The organism is Lentzea sp. NPDC059081 (assembly GCF_042738015.1).
Lineage (GTDB): Bacteria > Actinomycetota > Actinomycetes > Mycobacteriales > Pseudonocardiaceae > Lentzea.
Window position 1 is genome coordinate 1 of record NZ_JBHYGW010000057.1, and the last position, 18,576, is coordinate 18,576.

Genomic DNA, 18,576 nt, shown 5'->3' on the forward strand with positions numbered 1-18,576 from the left:
GTGTCAACCCGGCGAAAAGCGTGCCGGGTTGACACCCCTACCTCGTTGCAGCGAGAGCTGTGGTGCGACTCGTGACGGGGACCCCACCGCGAGAGCTTGCGCTCAAAGCCAGGCGACTGCTCGCCTTCGGCTTCGCTGGTCAGGCGTTGCCGTCGAACAGGCTTGTCACCGAGCCGTCCTCGAACACTTCCTGAATCACCCTGGCCAGCAGCGGTGCGATGGACAGGACGGTCATGTTCGGGAAGCGCTTCTCCGCCGGGATCGGCAGCGTGTCGGTGAACACGACCTCGCGGGCGCCTGACTCCTGGAGGCGCTTGGTGGCCGGGCCCGAGAGGATGCCGTGCGTCGCGGCGATGACCACGTCGGAGGCGCCCTCGTTCAGGAGCTGCTTCACGGCGCCGGCGATGGTGCCGCCGGTGTCGACCATGTCGTCGATCACGATGCAGAGGCGGCCCTCGACCTTGCCGACGACCCTGTTGGAGACGACCTCGTTCGGGCGGAGGGGGTCTCGGGTCTTGTGGATGAAGGCGATCGGGGCGCCGCCCAGGGTGTCGGCCCACTTCTCGGCGAGCTTGGTGCGGCCCGAGTCGGGGGAGACGACGGTGATCTCGTGGCCCGCGTACTTGCCGCGGATGTGGTCCGCCAGCAGCGGCATGGCCCACAGGTGGTCCACCGGGCCGTCGAAGAAGCCCTGGATCTGGGCCGTGTGGAGGTCGACCGAGACCAGGCGGTCGGCGCCCGCGGTCTTGAACAGGTCGGCGACCAGGCGGGCGGAGATCGGTTCGCGGCCGCGGTGCTTCTTGTCCTGGCGGCTGTACGGGTAGAACGGCATGATCACGGTGATCCGCTTGGCGCTGGCGCGCTTGAGGGCGTCGACCATGATCAGCTGTTCCATCAGCCACTGGTTGATGGGGTTGGTGTGGGACTGGATGACGAAGGCGTCGCAGCCTCGTACGGACTCCTCGAAGCGGACGAAGATCTCGCCGTTGGCGAAGTCGTAGGCCTGCTGCGGGGTCACCGTGACGTTGAGGTGCTTCGAGACCTCTTCCGTCAGCTCCGGGTAGGCACGCCCGCCGAAGAGCATCAGGTTCTTCTTCGGTGTGCCGGGCATCTGCGGGTTCACGGTCAGCGACCCTCCTCTGTCTTCTCGTCCGCATTCTGCTTCGCGAGTGCCTCTGCCGCTGCCTGGGCGGCGGCGGTGCCCTCGCGACGGCTGAGGACCCAGCCTTCGAGGTTGCGCTGTGGGCCGCCGGACACCGCGAGTGCGCCCGGTGGGACGTTGCGGCGCAGGACGGTGCCGGCACCGGTGTAGGCGCCGTCGCCCACCGTCACCGGCGCCACGAACATGTTGTCCGAGCCGGTGCGGCAGTGGGAACCGACGATCGTGCGGTGCTTGTTCACCCCGTCGTAGTTGACGGTCACGGAGGCGGCGCCGATGTTGCTGTGGTCGCCGATCGTCGCGTCGCCGATGTAGGACAGGTGGGGGACCTTCGAGCCCTCGCCGATCGTCGAGTTCTTGGTCTCGACGAACGTGCCGATCTTGCCCTTCACCCCTAGAGAGGTGCCGGGGCGCAGGTAGGCGAACGGGCCGACGCTCGCGTTGGCGCCGATCACCGAGTCGCTGCCGTGGGTCCGCACGACCGACGCGCCCTCGCCGACGGTGACGCCGGACAGGGTCGTGTCCGGGCCGACCACGGCACGGGCGCCGATCACCGTGCCCGCGCGGAGCTGCACGTTCGGCTCGATCAGCGCGTCCTGCCCGACCGTCACGCCCGCGTCCACCCACACCGAGGCCGGGTCGACGACGGTCACGCCGGCGCGCATCAGGCCCTCGACGATGCGGCGGTTCATCTCCGCGCCGACGGCGGCGAGCTGCACGCGGTCGTTGATGCCCTCGACCAGCCAGGGGTCGGACGCGATCAGGCCGCCGACCCGCAGGCCGTCGCCGCGGGCGATGCCCAGGACGTCGGTCAGGTAGAGCTCGCCCTGCGCGTTGTCGGTGGACAACCGCGACAGGCCGTCGCGCAGCACCGCCGCGTCGAACGCGTACACGCCGGAGTTGATCTCGGTGATCAGCTGCTCGGTGGCGGAGGCGTCCTTCTGCTCCACGATCCGCTGCACGGTGCCGTCGGCGTCGCGGACGATCCGGCCGTACCCGGTGGGGTTCTCCACCACGGCGGTCAGGACGGTGACGGCGTTGCCGGCGGAGGAGTGCTCCGCGAGCAGCGCCTGGAAGGTCTGGGTGTCGAGCAGCGGCACGTCGCCATAGCTCACGATCACCGTGCCGCCCAGGTCGTGCGGCAGCTCGGCCAGGCCGCACGAGACCGCGTGCCCGGTGCCCTTCTGCTCGGCCTGCACCGCGACGGTGACCTTGCGGCCCAGCGTCGCGGCGAGGGTGTCGAGATGCTCGGTGACGGCTTCACGGCCGTGGCCGACGACCACGGCCAGGTGGTCGGGGTCTGTGCCGGCCGCCGCGCGCACCGCGTGTTCGACGAGTGAGCGTCCGGCGATCCGATGCAGCACCTTGGGCGTGGACGACCGCATGCGGGTGCCTTCCCCGGCGGCGAGCACGACCGTGCTGACAGGGCCTTCGAGCATCAATGCTCTCCCTAACAGGCTGGGTGGTTCGAAGTCCGCGGACCAGCCTAAGCCTCCGGGGAGGCCTCCCCCGCCACAGCCGCAACCTGGCAGCCACCCTGGCGCTTCGCCACGTACATCGCCGAGTCGGCCCGGGACAGGGCCTGGTTGGCGGATTCGCGGGGGCGCAGGGAGATGACGCCGACCGACAGCGTCACCCCTCTGGACAGGTCGATTGGCAGGCCTGCCACGGCATCCACGGCCCTGCCCAGTGCGGCTTCCGCGGCGTTCAGGGGTGCGCCCGGCAGCAGCACGACGAACTCGTCGCCGCCGTAGCGGGCCACCATGTCGTCACCCCGCAGGGCCTGCCGGAGTGTGCTGGCAATCACCCGAAGAACATCATCACCCTCGGCGTGCGAATGCCGGTCGTTCACGCCCTTGAAGCCGTCCAGGTCGACGAGGGCGATCGAGAACGGGTCGACCTGCCCGGCGATGAGCTCGGCCATCTTGTCGTCGAGCGCCCGGCGGTTCGGCAGTCCGGTCAAGGGGTCCTGCAACGCCTGCTGAGCGATCGCACCGTGCGCCCGCGTCAGCCGCTCGTGCTCGCGCCGCGTCTGCAACGTGGCCACGCGGGACTCCCGCATCTGCCAGAGCTCCTGCTCCAGCCGGGCGTTGTAGGCCTGCAGCGCCGACCTCGTGTGCGGGCCGGACAGGTGCGCGTACTCGCGCTCCAGCGACAGCACCAGCGACGGCTCCGACGTGTCGTGCTCCATCTGCGTGCGCGTGTCGTCGAGGACCTTGAGCGCGTCGTCCAGCCGGTTCGCCTCGACCAGGCACCGGGCCAGCGCGATCGCGACGATGATCAGCTCCCGCGCGTACATCGACAGGCCGCGCAACGACCAGAGCCGGTCGAGGTGGGTCTCGCTGGGGCTCGTCAACGCGTGCGCGGCGCCGAGGATCGGCACCTGCTCGGCGGCGTCGAGGTCGCGGCGGCCGGGGTGCAGCGACTGGCGGAACGGCACCTCTGCGGCCTCGGCGAGCCCGGACGCGACGCGGAACTGCTCGTGCGCGGCGTCGTCGATGTTCACCCGTTCGAGGCGCAGGCCCCAGCCGATCCGCAGCCGGGCCCTGTTCACCAGGTGCACGTAGATCTGGTGCGGCTGGCCGCTCTCGCGCAGGGCGTTGTTCGCGCCCGCCAGCACGTCGTCGGCCATCTCGTAGACGCCCAGCTGGGTCAGCACGAGCGCGATGTCCTGCAGCGTCGTGGCCAGCAGCTGGTCCCACGTCCGCTTGTCGAAGACCGGGTCGACCTCGGGTTCCTCGTCGAGCATCATCGCGAGCGCCGACGCGATCTCGGTCAGCGCCTTGTCCTCGGCGTTGCCCAGCAGGAACCGGCGGCCGCGCAACGCCCGCGCGTCCGCCTCCAGCACGATCAGGCCGTGGCGGCGGCAGTGGGCGAGCATCTCGTCGAGCTGCGGGTCGGACATGTCGACGAGACCCGGCGTGACCAGGCGGACCACGGCCGCGGCTCTGAGCAGCTGCGCGACGATGCGGGGCTCACCGCGCCCCTGCGCCTCGGCGAGGATGCGGTCGATCTCGGAGGCCGCGTCGAGCTGCGCGGCGAGGTGGCTGCTCTGGGCGACGGCGACAAGCTCGCTCGCGCGGCCCACCAGCCACGCGTCGGACATCTCGTGGTGGCGGTGGCCCACGTTGCCCTGCTCGTCGACCGTTTCCTCGGGCAGCTTCGCACCTCCCAAAGACGCCCTCACCCTGCGCTTTCAAGGCCCTGCTCCGCCACCAGGATTCGAACCTGGACCATCTGAACCAAAATCAGAGGTGCTGCCTTTACACCATGGCGGAAAGGGTGCGCGTGCACCCGTCCTGCGCACATGGTGTCACGAGACCTCCCGGAGTTGTCCAACCACCACTCATCCGGCTCAAATCATGATCACGTTTTCACGCCGATCGACCTGGTCAGGAAGTCGGCGAGGGCGTCCCGGTACGTGTCCGTCGCCACATTCCAGCCCGACGTGTGGTCGGCGCCGGGGATCTCGACGTACCGCAGCGGCCACCCCAGCCGGTCCGCCGCGGCGGCCAGGTCGCGCGACGACTGGACGGGCACGGTGCCGTCCGCGTCGCCGTGGACGACCAGCGTCGGGGGCTTGGTCGCGGGCGGGTGGGCGATGAGGTCGAACCGGTCGAAGTCGAGGTCGGCGCGCCAGCCGGACACGACCTCGGCGACGGGCGTGAGCCAGGTCGGCACGCCGCGGTTCTGCGCCTGCAGGTTCAGCGTCTGCGTCCAGTTGGTGACGGGGGAGTCGAGCACGACCCCGCTGACGGCCGCCGCGACGCTCGACCGGGCCAGCGTCTGGCCGACGATCGCGCCGCCCATCGACCAGCCGTAGAGGACGACCTTCTTCGCACCCTGCTGCTGCGCGTACTTGATCGCGGCCTCGACGTCGTGCCACTCGGTGTCGCCGAGGTGGTAGAGCCCGTCCGGCGACTTCGGTGAGCCGGCGTCGTTGCGGTAGGTGATCAGCAGGACGGGCAGCCCGGCCTTGTTGAGCTGCGGGACCACCCGCAGGGCCTCCTCGCGCGACGCGCCCCGGCCGTGCACGGTGATCACCCAGGTGTCCTGGTTCGCCGCGGGCACGAGCCACGCGGGCATGTCGCCGAGCTCGGTCGGGACCGCGACGTCGCTGTAGACCAGCCCCAGCGTCGTCTTCGGGTTGCCGTCGTACAGGTCGGTCTCGATGCGGACCTTGGTGCCCTCCGGCGGCGCGGTGCCGTCGAGCAGCTGCCGTTCGACGCGACCGTTCGCGTTCGCGGCGACGTCACCGACCTTGGCGGCGCCGCCGGGCCAGACGATGCCGAACGTGCCGCGCAACGTGGTCAGCTTCGACTCGGCCAGGACGACGTTCTTGTCCTTCACACCGAGCGACGTCTCCGGGTAGCGCTGCGGCTGCGCCTCCGCCGGCTTGAGCAGCTCGTTGCTGTAGTACCACCCGATGCCGCCGAGAGCCGCCGTGACCAGCACGAGCAGGACGAGCAGCGAGACCGTGGTGATCCGGATGATCTTGCGTCTGGCCATGCGCAGATGATGCCCGGTCGAGGTCTCGATTCCACCCGGCGCCGCGCGGTGGGCCGGGACCGGGAGTTTGTAGGCTGGCTCGATGGCCAGGGTCAGGATGACGGGCAAGGAGCGCCGGGAGCAGCTCCTGGACGTCTCCCGCGCCCTGTTCGCCGAGAAGGGTTTCGAGGCGACCTCGATCGAGGAGATCGCCCACCGCGCGAGCGTGTCGAAGCCCGTCGTCTACGAGCACTTCGGCGGCAAGGAAGGCATCTACGCCGTCGTCGTCGACCGCGAGATGCAACGCCTGATGGACCAGATCGTGGAGGCGCTCGACGGCGGGTCGCACCCGCGTGAGCTGCTGGAACGGGCCGCCTGCGCGCTGCTCGACTACATCGAGGGCTCGACGGACGGGTTCCGCATCCTGGTGCGGGACTCGCCCGTCGCCTCGTCCTCCGGCACGTTCTCGTCGCTGCTGAACGACATCGCGTCCCAGGTCGAGCACATCCTCGGCCTGCACTTCGCGAAGCAGGGCTACGACCGCAAGCTCGCCGCGCTCTACTCGCAGGCGCTGGTCGGGATGGTGGCGCTGACCGGCCAGTGGTGGCTGGAGGCGCGCAAGCCGAAGAAGGACGAGGTGGCGGCGCACCTCGTCAACCTGGCGTGGAACGGGCTGTCGGCGATGGACCACCGGCCGAAGCTGCGCAGCCGTTCCTGACGTGCGGTGATAACGATCGGCACCCCCTCAAACGATGTGTTCGGTGAGTGACGCCGTCGCGCCGTCCGTCGAGGGGTCGGGCGGCACGACGCCTTACACGTCGCCGGTGAGCCTCAGCAGCTTGTCGTCGGAGCCGTTGGACGTGGTGATGTACAGCGACCCGTCCGGCGCGGTCCGGGCCGCGCGCAGCCGTCCGTACTTGTCGTTCAGCTCGTCCGGGATGGCCACGTTCTGCACCTTGCCGGCCTGGTCGAGCGTGAACAGCAGCAGCTTCGAGCCCTTGAGCGCGGTGATCGCGAGCTTGCCGTTCCAGAACGCCGCCTGGCAGATCGCCTCGGTCGGCGAGCCCGACGACCACACCGCCGGCACCGCGTCCGGGAACCGCTGCAGGTCCGTCATCGGCACGCCCTCGTCGTAGCCGCCCTGAGTGCCGCCCTTCGACGGGTCCCAGCCGTAGTTGGCGCCGGCCTTGAGGAGGTTGACCTCGTCGTCGACGGACGGGCCGTGCTCGCTCGAGAAGGCCTGGTCGGAGCCCGGCCGGAACACGACGCCCTGCACGTTGCGGTGGCCGTAGGTGAAGACGCGGCGCTCGTTGGCGTTGGCCGAGGTGATGAACGGGTTGCCCGCGGCGCCCTCGCCCGTCTCCGGGTCGATCCGCAGCACCTTGCCGCCGAGGCTGGTGCGGTCCTGCGGGTTGCGGGCCTGCGCGATGTCGCCGGTGGAGATGTACATCGACCCGTCCGGCGCGAGGGTGGGGCGGCAGCCGGAGTGGCGGCCGCTCGTGTTCGACGGCATGCCGGTGAGCAGGTCCTTGACCTTGGTGGCGCGGGTGCCGTCGAGCCGGTAGGTCACCAGCCGCACGTCCCTCGTGGTGTTGAAGCAGACCGTGAAGCGCTGGTCGTCCGGGTGGACCACGAGACCCATCAGGCCGCCCTCGCCGCGGGCCTGGAGGTCGGCCAGGTCGATGTCGACCGGGGTGACCTGACCGCCCTTGACCAGCTTCAGGGTGCCGGGGCGTTCGGTGACGAGCATCGAGCCGTCCGGTAGGAAGCCGAGGTCCCAGGCGTGCTGGAACCCGCCGGCCACCTCCTCGACCTCGAGGCCCTGGGGTGCGGGGGCCTTCGACGGCGCGTTGCCACCCGGTGCGGGCGTGGAGCAGGCCGTGAGGACCAAGACCGAGACTGCAGCAACGAGTGCGCGCATGTCCCGACTATGCGTTTTGTGCCGTGGTGGTTCCGTAAGGCCGTTCGACGGGCAGCAACGCACGGGCGCCATCCAGGTCGTGTGCGCGCACCTTCTCGTGGACGGCCCGCGCGAGCGGCGTCACGTCGGTGATGCTCACGGTCCACTCGTTGACGTACTTCTCGACGGCCTCACGCGTCAGACCGATCTGGATCGACCGGTGCGGCAACGCCTCGTGGTGCAGGCCGCGTTCGGGGTCCCACTGCACGCGGACGGCCGGCTTGCCGGGGATGCGGCTCGGCACGGCGTTGGCGACGGCCCAGTCGAAGCCCTCGCGGGTGATGCGGACGGCCAGCACGCGTTCCTGGTGCTCCTTCAGCGCGTAACCGCAGCGGTACATCATCCAGAGGAACGACGGCTTGATCCACGTCATCCGCTCCATCTTGAACGGCGGCACGAACCGTTGCGCCGCCACGGCCGCGTCCGCGATCGACGGCGAATAGGCCTGGTAGACCACGATGGACCGATCGTCGTAGTCGGCCCGTATTTCCTTTGGCTCCACAGCGACGGGATGTTAGACATCGCGCGTGCACAACGCCCTGGGGTTTTCCGACCTGCTCCGCCTGATCGACGAACGCTCTGCCGCCTTCCGCGCCGCGATCGCCGCCGCTCCCAGCCTCGACGTGCAGGTCCCGACCTGCCCGGAGTGGACGCTCGCCGACCTGGCCTGGCACATCGGTGAGAGGCGCCAGGTCTGGGCCGCCACCGTCGCGGCGGGTCCCGCCGACGCCAGGGCCACGCCGGACGTCGTGCCCATGCCGGAGGACCGCGACGCGGTGGTCGCCTGGCTGGCCGACTCGACGCGGGCGCTGCTGGACGCGCTCGCCGAGGCGGGCCCCGACCGCGGGTGCTGGGTCGGCTGGACCAAGAGCCAGTCGCCGGCGACCTGCGGCGCGGTGGCCAGGCACCAGGTCCAGGAGATCGCCGTGCACACCTACGACGCCCAGCTCACCGTCGGCGCCCCGCAGCCGTTGCCGGAAGAAGTGGCCGTCGACGGCGTCGATGAGTTCCTCTTCACCTGCAACGCGACGACGGAGCCCTGGCCGTACGAGCCCGCCGTCCTCGAGTACCACGTCACCGAGGGCTTGTTCTGGGCTCTGCACTTCTCCTCGGAGGGGGCGCGTGCGGAGCGCCTGACCGCGCCCGGCGAGGCGGACATGGTTGCCACGGCCAGTGCCGGCGACCTCGTCCTGACCATGTACGACCGGGTCGGTCTCGACGTGCTGGAGATCCGCGGCGACGCCCGCGTGCTCGACCGGCTGGTGGAGTGGATCCCGGGCTGAGGCGCGCCGCAACCACCCGATGAGGGTTCGCGCGAAGGGTTAAGGTGGGGAGTGAGACCCCTCGTCCCAGGCAGGGGTCTGTCCGGCGTCTCGCACTTTGACCGGGGTTTCTCACATGCCGCTGCTCGGCCTGCTCGATGGTGTCCTGCCCGACAAAGCCCTCCGCACGTTGATCGACTCCGCCGGTGTCCCCGCGCTGGAGCTGGACGGCCCGCTGGCCGCCCGCCCGCTCGTCACCGCGGCGCTGTCCACGGTCCGGCCGGTCCTCGCCGTCACGGCGACCGGTCGCGAGGCCGAGGAGCTGACGAACGTCCTCAGGGACCTGATCGGCCCGGCCGCGGTGGCGTTCTTCCCCAGCTGGGAGACGCTGCCGCACGAACGCCTGTCGCCGCGCGCCGACACCGTGGGTGCGCGGTTGCAGGTGCTGCGCAGGCTCAAGCACCCCGAGGGCGCGCCGATCAAGGTTCTCGTCACCACGGTCCGCAGCCTCATCCAGCCGATGGCGCCGGGCCTGGGCGACCTCAAGCCCGTGCACCTGAAGGTGGGGGAGGAGCAGGACTTCGTCGAGCTCGTCACGCGCCTGGCCGAGAACGCCTACACCCGCGTCGACATGGTCGAGAAGCGCGGCGAGTACGCGACGCGCGGCGGCATCCTCGACATCTTCCCGCCGACGGCGGAGCACCCCTACCGCGTCGAGTTCTGGGGCGACGAGGTCAGCGAGATCCGGCCGTTCTCCGTGCAGGACCAGCGGTCGCTGCCGGAGGAGGTCGCGGAGTTCGTCGCGCCGCCGTGCCGCGAGCTGCTGCTGACCGACGACGTGAAGCAGCGCGCCGCGGACCTCGCCGAGGAGCACCAGTCCGACGCGCACCTCGCGGAGATGCTGGAGAAGATCTCGGGCGGCATCGCGGTCGAGGGCATGGAAGCGCTGATCCCCGCGCTCTGCCCCGGCGAGCTGCAGCTGCTCGTCGACGTCGTGCCCGCCGGCACGCACGTGCTGCTCAACGACCCCGAGAAGGTCCGCGCCCGCGCCGCCGACCTGGTGCGCACGGGCCAGGAGTTCCTCGAGGCGTCCTGGATGGCCGCCGCCGGTGGCGGCAAGGCGCCGATCGACCTCGGCCGCAGCGCCTACCAGGGCATCGGCGAGATCGCGGACCACGCGCAGGCGAACGACCGTCCGTGGTGGACGCTCAGCCAGCTCACCACCGACGCGCCGGACGTCGTGCACCTCGACGTCAAGCCGGTCGAGGCCTACTCCGGCGACGTCGAGCGGGCGTTCGCGGACCTCAAGGCGCACACCGCGACCGGTGGCGCCGCCGTCCTCGTCGTGCCCGGCGCCGGCACCGCGCAGCGCGCCTACGAACGCCTGCGGGAGGCCGAGGTCTCCGCGGTCTGCCTCGACTCCCTCGACGCGGCGCCGAAGCCGAGCACCGTCACGGTCGTGCGCGGCTGCCTCGAGGACGGGTTCTCGCTGCCGGACCTCGCGCTGGTGGTGCTCACCGAGACCGACCTGACCGGCGGCCGCGGCGGCACGTCCACCAGGGACATGCGCAAGATGCCGTCGAAGCGGCGCAACGCCGTGGACCCGTTGGCGCTCAAGGCGGGCGACTTCGTGGTGCACGAGCAGCACGGCATCGGCAAGTACGTCGAGATGGTGCAGCGGACGGTCGCCGGCGCCACCCGCGAGTACCTCGTGCTGGAGTACGCGTCGTCCAAGCGCGGCCAGCCCGGCGACCGGTTGTTCGTGCCGACCGACCAGCTCGACGAGGTCAGCCGGTACGTCGGCGGCGAGCTGCCGACGTTGAACAAGCTCGGCGGCAGCGACTGGAAGAACACGAAGTCCAAGGCGCGCAAGGCGGTCAAGCAGATCGCGGCCGAGCTCGTGCAGCTCTACGCGGCCCGGCAGAGCGCGCCCGGCCACGCGTTCGCGAGCGACACCCCGTGGCAGCGCGAGCTGGAGGACGCGTTCGCGTTCACCGAGACGCAGGACCAGATGGCCGCGATCGACGAGGTCAAGGCCGACATGGAACGCGGTGTGCCGATGGACCGCGTCATCTGCGGTGACGTCGGCTACGGCAAGACGGAGATCGCGGTCCGGGCGGCGTTCAAGGCCGTGCAGGACGGCAAGCAGGTCGCCGTGCTGGTGCCGACGACGCTGCTGGCCCAGCAGCACCTCAACACGTTCTCCGAGCGCATGCGCCAGTTCCCGGTGAACGTCAAGGGGCTCAGCCGCTTCACCGACGCGAGCGAGTCGGAGCGGACCATCGCCGGTCTGGCCGACGGCGAGGTCGACATCGTGATCGGCACGCACCGGCTGTTGCAGAAGACCGTGCGGTACAAGGACCTCGGCCTCGTGATCGTCGACGAGGAGCAGCGGTTCGGCGTGGAGCACAAGGAGCACATCAAGGCGCTGCGCACGCACGTCGACGTGCTCACGATGTCCGCGACGCCGATCCCTCGCACGCTGGAGATGTCGCTGGCCGGCATCCGCGAGATGTCCACGATCCTGACCCCGCCGGAGGAACGGCACCCGATCCTCACCTACGTCGGCGCGTACGACGACAAGCAGGTCGGTGCCGCGATCCGCCGCGAGCTGCTGCGCGACGGCCAGGTCTTCTTCGTGCACAACAGGGTCTCGTCGATCGAGAAGGCCGCGCGCCGCATCCGCGAGCTCGTGCCGGAGGCCCGCGTCGTCACCGCGCACGGCCAGATGAACGAGGACCGCCTGGAGAAGATCATCCAGGGCTTCTGGGAGCGCGAGTTCGACGTCCTCGTCTGCACCACGATCGTCGAGACCGGTCTCGACATCTCCAACGCCAACACGCTGATCGTCGAACGCGGCGACCTGCTCGGCCTCGCCCAGCTGCACCAGCTGCGCGGCCGCGTCGGCCGTGGCCGCGAACGCGGGTACGCGTACTTCCTGTACCCGTCCGAGACGCCGCTGACCGAGACCGCGCACGACCGGCTCGCGACGATCGCGCAGAACACCGAGCTCGGCGCCGGCATGGCCGTCGCGATGAAGGACCTGGAGATCCGCGGCGCCGGCAACATCCTCGGCGCCGAGCAGTCGGGGCACATCGCGGGCGTCGGCTTCGACCTCTACGTGCGGCTGGTCGGCGAGGCCGTCGAGGCGTTCCGCAAGCACGCCGGCGCCGACGGCGGCGTCGAGGAGGAAGAGCTCGCCGAGGTCAGGGTGGACCTCCCGGTCGACGCGCACATCCCGCACGAGTACGTGCCCGGCGAACGGCTCCGCCTGGAGGCCTACCGCAAGATCGCGGCCGCGGCCGACGAGGCGTCGCTGCAGGCCGTCTGGGACGAGCTCAAGGACCGCTACGGCACGCCGCCGGAGCCCGTCGAACGCCTGCTCGGCGTCGCCCGTCTGCGGCACACCTGCCGCCGTCACGGCGTCACCGAGGTCATCGCGATGGGCCAGAACGTGCGCTTCGCGAAGCTCGACCTGCTCGACTCGCAGCTGGTCAGGCTGCGTCGCCTGTTCCCGAAGGCCGTCTACAAGCAGGCGATGGGAACGGTGACGGTGCCCAGGCCGACGGAGGGCGCCGCGGGCGGCCGGATGGGCGCGCCGCAGCTGCGCGACCAGCAGCTCCTGGACTGGTGCGGTGCGTTCCTCGACTCACTCGCGGGGACTCCCGTGACCCCGGTCACCACGGCGTGAGAGGGTAGGTCCTCGTGAGCACTGTTCTGAAGCGTTTCTCGCTGGTCGGTGTTGCCGTGGCGTTGCTCGCCACCGGATGCGGCACGGGTCCCGCGAAGGCCGGGTCGGCCGCGATCGTCGACGGTCAGGCGATCCAACTGAAGACCGTCCAGGATCGCACCACCACGGTGCTCAAGAAGGAGCCCGTCGCCCAGCAGATGCAGAACCAGGGCAAGCTCGACCAGATCTCGCGGTGGGTGCTGGCGGACGAGATCGCGCACAAGATCGTCGAGCACGCCGCGCAACGCGAGAACATCACGATCGACGAGACCAGGGTGTACGACGCGGTGAAGCAGCGCGGTGGGGAGGACGCGGCCTCCCAGCAGAGCGTGCAGGACCCCACCACGATCCACCGCTTCCAGCGCGACGCGCTCGTCCTGGGGGAGCTGGGCCGCCGCTACCTCGCCACGCTCGAGGTCACGGTCGACTACTTCCAGGTCAAGGACCCGAAGGAAGCCAGGGAGAAGGCCGAGGAGGCCACCGCGGACCCGGCGAAGTTCGCCAAGTTCGTGCAGGAGGCCCCGCGCACGTCGAGCGGTCAGCAGGCCTCGGCGACGAACCAGAAGATCCGCGTCTCCGAGAACGCCTCGCTCGTGGAGACCATGCTCTGGGGCGTGAAGCCGGGCACGGTCGTCGCGTTCCCCTTCGGCCAGCAGCAGTCCAGCTGGATGGTCGCGCTGGTCAAGGAGCGCACCACGCTCCCGCCGGTGCCGGGTGAGGAAGACCTCGCCGACAGCGTGGACCCGAAGGTGATCGCCGGTTTCGGCATGAGGATCGCCCAGTTCCACGCGGCCGACCTGGGCATCGAGATCAACCCGCGCTACGGCGTGTGGGACCCGACCGGTCCGAGCTCTCCCGACGTTCCGGCCGCCCCCACCCTCGTCGCCAAGCCCGATGAGCGGGCCGGGTTCGTCGGCGTGACGGCCACCAAGAACAAGTCTTGATCACCGTCGTCGTCCTGAGCGAGCGGCTCGGCGCCGTGCTGCCCGCCGCCGCCCTGCCTGCGTTGCGCACGGCCGAGGCCGTCTACGCGGGCGAGGGCGTGCCACTGGAGTTCTGGTCCGCCCTCGGGGTCGACGGGCCTGCGCCCGCGGTCGTCGAGGACGGCGCCGTGGTGATCGCGACGTCGTCCGAGGCCTACCCGGACGCCGACTTGATCACGACGCCGGAGCCGATGGGGGCCGCGCTGCTCGACGCCGCCGCGGTGATGCACCGGCTGCGGTCGCCCGGCGGCTGCCCGTGGGACGCCGAGCAGGACCACGAGTCGTTGCGGCAGTACCTCGTCGAGGAGACGTTCGAGCTGCTCGAGGCGATCGAGGACGGCGACCGCGCGGCGATGCGCGAGGAGCTCGGCGACGTGCTCCTGCAGGTGCTGTTCCACGCACGGGTCGCGGCGGAGGACCCCGGCGACCCGTTCGACATCGACGCCGTGGCGTCGGAGCTGGTCGCGAAGCTCGTGGGCCGGCATCCGCACGTCTTCGAGGGCCACGACCCGGCGGTGCACGACGCGACCTCGCAGGAGCACCGGTGGGAGGAGCTCAAGCAGGTCGAGAAGCGGCGTGAGTCCAGTGTGGACGGTGTGGCGCTCGGTCAGCCCGCCGTCGCGCTGGCGGCGAAGCTGGTGCAGCGCACGGCACGTGCGGGCTTCCCGGTCGACCTGCTGCCCGAGGGCGACGACACGGGCACGACGTTGTTCGCCGTGACCGCTCTGGCCAAGCTCGCGGGGGAGGACCCCGAGACCGAGCTGCGGCAGGTCTGCCGCCGGTTCGCGGCGAACGTCCGCGAGGCGGAGGCGAAAGCACGGGCCGAAGGTCTTGATTCTCTTGCAGCTGAAGACTGGCGGCGTTTTTGGCCCTCCTGAACGGGTGACCGTGGGCTAACGTCGATCACGTGACTTACCTGCGGTATCCGCACCTTCGCGGTGACTTGGTGACGTTCGTGGCCGAGGACGACGTGTGGCTCGCCCCCGTCGACGGAGGAAGGGCCTGGCGCGCGTCCGCGGACCAGGTACCGGCCCGCTCGCCGCGCATCTCCCCCGACGGCACGCACCTGGCGTGGGCCAGCACGGTCGACGGCGCCCCCGAGGTCAGGGTGGCGCCTGTGGACGGTGGCCCGGCCCGCCGGTTGACGTACTGGGCGACCGTCCGGACGGGGGTGTCGGGCTGGACACCGGACGGGCGGGTGCTCGCCGTGTCGTCCACGGGCCAGATGTCCAGGCAGCGCAAGCAGGCGCACGCCGTTCCGCTGGACGGCGGACCGGCCGAGGTGCTGCCGTTCGGGTGGGTCAACGACGTCTCCTTCGGACCGGACGGCCAGGTCGTCACGTCCTCCAGCTACATGCAGGAACCCGCGATGTGGAAGCGGTACCGCGGTGGAACGGCCGGGAAGCTGTGGGTCGACACCGAGGGTTCCGGCGACTTCACCCGGATCCTCGGCGACCTGAAGTCCACCCTGTCGAACCCGATGTGGGTCGACGGCCGGATCGCGTTCCTGTCCGACCACGAGGGCGTCGGCAGCGTGTACTCCGTGCTGCCGGACGGCACCGACCTGCGCCGCCACTCGTCGGGGGAGTTCTACGCGCGCAACGCCTCCAGCGACGGCTCGCGGGTGATCTTCCACCAGGCCGGGGAGCTGTGGCTGCTCGAAGGCCTGTCCGACCTGCGCAAGCTCGACATCCGGCTCGGCGGCCCGCGCACCGGCCGGCAGCCGCACCACGTCAAGGCCTCCGGCAACATCGAGTCGTTCAGCGTCGACCACACCGGTCGCGCCTCCGCCGTCGAGGTCCGCGGGTCCGTGCACTGGGTGACCCACCGCGACGGCCCGGTCCGCGCGCTGGCCGACCGCTCCGACGTGCGCGCCCGGCTGCCGAGGGTGCTCGGCGAGACCGGTCACGTGGTGTGGGTGACCGACGTCGAGGGCGAGGAGGCACTGGAGATCGCGCCCGTCGGCGGGGTCGAGCCGGGCAACACCGCCCGCCGGGTCGCGTCCGGCGCGCTGGGCCGGGTCATGTCGCTCGCCGCCGCACCTGACGGGTCGCGCGCCGCCGTGGCCACGCACGACGGCCGGTTGCTGTTGGTGGACATCGGTTCCGGTGAGGTGCGCGAGGTGGTCCGCGGGGCCAACGCGCACATCACGAACCTCGCCTTCTCACCGGACTCGTCGTGGGTCGCGTGGTCGCACCCCGGCCCGGCCTCGTTGCGGCACATCAAGATGGCGAACGCGACGGACCTGTCCGTTGTGGACGTGACGCCGCTGCGGTTCGCCGACTTCGCGCCGACGTTCACCGAGGACGGCAAGTACCTGGCGTTCCTGTCGATCAGGACGTTCGACCCGGTCTACGACGCGCACGTGTTCGACCTGTCGTTCCCGACGGGCTGCCGCCCGCACCTCGTGCCGCTGGCCGCGACCACACCGTCGCCGTTCGCGCCGACGCACGGCGGGCGGCCGGCCGGCGACGAGGACAAGGACTCCGAGGACGACGACGAGAAGACGCCGGTCACCAAGGTCGACATCGAGGGCCTCGCCGACCGCGTGGTCCCGGTGCCGGTGGCCGCGGCCGACTACATCGCCCTGAAGGCGGCGCGCGGCGGACTGCTGTGGCTGCGCCGGCCGTTGCTCGGGGTGCTGGGCGACAACCTGGCGTCGCCGGAGGCCCGCCCGCCGCGCACGGCGCTGGAGCGGTTCGACTTCACCAAGCAGAAGACCGAGTGCCTGGCCGACAGCGCGGACGCGTTCGCGATCTCCGGCGACGGCAAGCGGATGGTCGTCGAGGACCGCGGCGACCTGCGGGTCGTCCCGACCGACAGCAAGGCCGACGAGGACTCCGCCGACCACGTGGAGATCGACCTGGCCCGCGTGCGGGTCGTGGTCGACCCGGCCGCGGAGTGGGCGCAGATGTACGCCGAGAACGGGCGGCTCATGCGCGACCACTTCTGGCGCACCGACATGGGCGGCGTCGACTGGCAGGGCGAGCTGGACCGCTACCGGCCGCTGGTGGCCGAGGTGGGCAGCCACGACGACCTCGTCGACCTGCTGTGGGAGGTGCAGGGCGAGCTCGGGACCTCGCACGCCTACGTGTGGGGCTCGGCGCCGCACGTCCCGGCCGCGCGCCGGCAGGGCCTGCTCGGCGCCGACCTGAAGCGCGTCGACGGTGACTGGGTCGTCGAGCGCGTGATCCCCGGCGAGACGTCCGACCCGCACGCGCGCTCGCCGCTGTGCGCGCCCGGCGTCGCGGTCAGGGCGGGAGACGCGCTCGTGGCCGTGGACGGGCGCCCCGTCGAGCTGGCCGGCCCGTCCGCGTTGCTGGTCGGGACCGCGGGCAAGCCCGTCGAGCTGACCGTGCGCCCCGCCGGCGGCGGAGAGCTGCGCCGCGTGGTCGTGGTGCCGCTGGCCGACGAGGAACCGCTGCGCTACCACGACTGGGTGGCGAACCGGCGCGCGTTCACGCACGAGGCGTCCGGCGGCAGGGTCGGCTACCTGCACGTGCCGGACATGATGGGCGCCGGGTGGGCCCAGCTGCACCGCGACCTGCGCGTGGAGCTGGCCCGCGAGGCGCTGGTCCTGGACGTGCGCGAGAACGGCGGCGGCCACACCTCGCAGCTGGTGATCGAGAAGCTCGCCAGGAAGGTCATCGGCTGGTCGGTCGCCCGCGGCTACACCGCCTCCGAGTCCTACCCGCAGGACGCGCCCCGCGGCCCCGTGGTCGCCGTCGCGGACGAGTACGCCGGGTCCGACGGCGACATCGTCAACGTGGCGATCAAGGAGCTCGGCATCGGGCCCGTGGTCGGCGTGCGGACGTGGGGCGGCGTGATCGGGATCGACATGCTCTACACGTTGGTGGACGGCACGATGGTCACCCAGCCGAGGTACGCGTCGTGGTTCAAGGGTCACGGGTGGGCCGTCGAGAACTACGGCGTCGATCCCGACGTCGAGGTGGTCATGACCCCTGCGGACCGGGTCGCGTTGCGGGACCCGCAGCTGGAGAAGGCCGTCTCGCTGGCGTTGGAGAACTTGGCTTCGTCTCCCGCTGCTCACGCTCCGGAGTTGCCGCCGCTGTCGTGAACCCTGTCGTGACCACCCCATTGTGTTAGTTCTGAACTGTGACGGACTGTTCCATGTGGACGATCAACTAGGTGGAACAGTTCGTCGTGGTTCGGGGGTGTGTGGGCGTCGTGAGTCATCGGGATGAGCCTCGTAGTGGGCGTGGGTGTTTCGGTGCCGTTGTCGTCGTGCCGTTTCTCGCGTTGGGCGGGATGTTCGCGCTGATCGCGTTCACGGGCGGGGTGCCGGACTCACCTCGTTCCGCTGGGCCGCCGGTCACTCGGCCTACCGTGTCGTGGTTCGGGGAGGCCGGGGAGGTTTCCGGGTCGGTTGCGACGGTTACCGAGACTGTGGTGGTTTCCGGGGGTGGGAGGGTGTCTTCTGTCCCTGTCCCTGCTGCTTCTGCTGGTCGGGGGGCTGCTGTCACTGTTACCGAGACTGTTCGGGGGACTTCTGGGGTTGTGGTGAAGCCTTCCGCTGTTGGGCGTAGTGAGGGTGGGCCTTCGGGGGATCCTTCGGGTGGGCCTTCGGGTGAGCCTGAGGCTGGTCCGTCTACTTCGGACAGTGTTTTGCCGGTGGTCACCACTACCGTTCCGGTTCCTGTGTCTTCGGTTGAGGCTCCGGTTGGGGTGCCGGTTGGGGTGCCGGTTGAAGGGTCGGGGGCGGTTTCGTCTGGGCCTTCTGTTGTGCCGCCGGTTGCGTCTGCTCCTCGGTCTGAGGAGCCTGGTCCTGTTGAGGCTGAGGGTTCCTGTTTCAAGAGCGGGGCGCTGCCCCGGACCCCGCCAACTGATCAAAGACCGGCCAGCGCCGCACGTGGGTAGATGGCACGCCTGTTTGTGTTGGGCGGCTTGCTGTTGCGTTGTGTTGTGCGGATTCCGTGGGGTGGTCCCGTCACGAGCAGTGCTCGATGCAGCCACACCCGAGGAGGGGTGTCAAC

The 18,576-nt window shown here is 70.6% G+C and carries 12 protein-coding genes and 1 tRNA gene; 6 read left to right on the plus strand and 7 right to left on the minus strand.

All coding sequences use genetic code 11. The features are described from left to right. Positions 1-139: 139 nt before the first annotated feature. The 5 genes from ACFWV3_RS45440 to ACFWV3_RS45460 form a co-directional block, all read right to left on the minus strand. Positions 140-1,111: a ribose-phosphate diphosphokinase gene (locus ACFWV3_RS45440; protein ID WP_382420599.1), complete on the minus strand. Its 972-nt coding sequence runs from the start codon at positions 1,109-1,111 to the stop codon at positions 140-142. Positions 1,112-1,125: 14 nt separating this feature from the next. Continuing rightward, on the minus strand, positions 1,126-2,598 hold the full coding sequence (gene glmU / locus ACFWV3_RS45445) for a bifunctional UDP-N-acetylglucosamine diphosphorylase/glucosamine-1-phosphate N-acetyltransferase GlmU (protein ID WP_382420579.1): 1,473 nt from the start codon (positions 2,596-2,598) through the stop codon (positions 1,126-1,128). A 47-nt stretch (positions 2,599-2,645) separates the two neighbouring features. Further along, a complete protein-coding gene (locus tag ACFWV3_RS45450) occupies positions 2,646-4,334 on the minus strand; it encodes a GGDEF domain-containing protein (RefSeq protein ID WP_382420581.1) in 1,689 nt (562 codons plus the stop codon). Positions 4,335-4,366: 32 nt separating this feature from the next. Then, positions 4,367-4,437, minus strand: a tRNA-Gln gene (locus tag ACFWV3_RS45455). A gap of 88 nt (positions 4,438-4,525) precedes the next feature. Beyond that, complete coding sequence (locus ACFWV3_RS45460; RefSeq protein ID WP_382420583.1) at positions 4,526-5,668, minus strand: alpha/beta hydrolase family protein; 1,143 nt, start codon at positions 5,666-5,668, stop codon at positions 4,526-4,528. A 97-nt stretch (positions 5,669-5,765) separates the two neighbouring features. Between ACFWV3_RS45460 and ACFWV3_RS45465 the strand changes: the two genes are divergently transcribed. Then, a complete protein-coding gene (locus ACFWV3_RS45465) occupies positions 5,766-6,365 on the plus strand; it encodes a TetR/AcrR family transcriptional regulator (protein ID WP_382420601.1) in 600 nt (199 codons plus the stop codon). A 93-nt stretch (positions 6,366-6,458) separates the two neighbouring features. Here ACFWV3_RS45465 and ACFWV3_RS45470 read toward each other — a convergent pair whose 3' ends face one another. After that, positions 6,459-7,568, minus strand: coding sequence for a PQQ-dependent sugar dehydrogenase (locus ACFWV3_RS45470; protein WP_382420585.1), 1,110 nt, complete (start codon positions 7,566-7,568; stop codon positions 6,459-6,461). 7 nt (positions 7,569-7,575) lie between these two features. Beyond that, the gene (locus tag ACFWV3_RS45475; RefSeq protein ID WP_382420587.1) at positions 7,576-8,109 is read right to left on the minus strand and encodes a DUF4291 domain-containing protein; all 534 of its coding nucleotides are present in this window, start codon (positions 8,107-8,109) and stop codon (positions 7,576-7,578) included. A gap of 25 nt (positions 8,110-8,134) precedes the next feature. Between ACFWV3_RS45475 and ACFWV3_RS45480 the strand changes: the two genes are divergently transcribed. The 5 genes from ACFWV3_RS45480 (at position 8,135) to ACFWV3_RS45500 (ending at position 17,660) form a co-directional block, all read left to right on the plus strand. Continuing rightward, positions 8,135-8,890, plus strand: a complete 756-nt coding sequence (locus tag ACFWV3_RS45480; RefSeq protein WP_382420589.1) for a maleylpyruvate isomerase family mycothiol-dependent enzyme — start codon at positions 8,135-8,137, stop codon at positions 8,888-8,890. 115 nt (positions 8,891-9,005) lie between these two features. After that, a complete protein-coding gene (gene mfd / locus ACFWV3_RS45485; protein WP_382420591.1) occupies positions 9,006-12,560 on the plus strand; it encodes a transcription-repair coupling factor in 3,555 nt (1,184 codons plus the stop codon). A gap of 14 nt (positions 12,561-12,574) precedes the next feature. After that, positions 12,575-13,543 (plus strand): hypothetical protein, encoded by a 969-nt coding sequence (locus ACFWV3_RS45490; RefSeq protein WP_382420593.1) that lies wholly within the window; start codon positions 12,575-12,577, stop codon positions 13,541-13,543. Further along, entirely contained in the window at positions 13,540-14,460 is a 921-nt protein-coding gene (locus ACFWV3_RS45495; RefSeq protein ID WP_382420595.1) for a MazG family protein, read from the plus strand. The genes ACFWV3_RS45490 and ACFWV3_RS45495 overlap by 4 nt, the downstream gene beginning before the upstream one ends. A gap of 29 nt (positions 14,461-14,489) precedes the next feature. After that, complete coding sequence (locus ACFWV3_RS45500; RefSeq protein WP_382420597.1) at positions 14,490-17,660, plus strand: S41 family peptidase; 3,171 nt, start codon at positions 14,490-14,492, stop codon at positions 17,658-17,660. Positions 17,661-18,576: the final 916 nt, after the last annotated feature.

What these genes read in the sequence shown, in the direction of transcription:
- glmU (WP_382420579.1), bottom strand. Translation starts at nt 2,598, where the DNA reads ATGCTCGAAGGCCCTGTCAGCACGGTCGTGCTCGCCGCCGGGGAAGGC.
- ACFWV3_RS45440 (WP_382420599.1), bottom strand. Translation starts at nt 1,111, where the DNA reads ATGCCCGGCACACCGAAGAAGAACCTGATGCTCTTCGGCGGGCGTGCC.
- mfd (WP_382420591.1), top strand. Translation starts at nt 9,006, where the DNA reads ATGCCGCTGCTCGGCCTGCTCGATGGTGTCCTGCCCGACAAAGCCCTC.
- ACFWV3_RS45470 (WP_382420585.1), bottom strand. Translation starts at nt 7,568, where the DNA reads ATGCGCGCACTCGTTGCTGCAGTCTCGGTCTTGGTCCTCACGGCCTGC.
- ACFWV3_RS45460 (WP_382420583.1), bottom strand. Translation starts at nt 5,668, where the DNA reads ATGGCCAGACGCAAGATCATCCGGATCACCACGGTCTCGCTGCTCGTC.
- ACFWV3_RS45465 (WP_382420601.1), top strand. Translation starts at nt 5,766, where the DNA reads ATGACGGGCAAGGAGCGCCGGGAGCAGCTCCTGGACGTCTCCCGCGCC.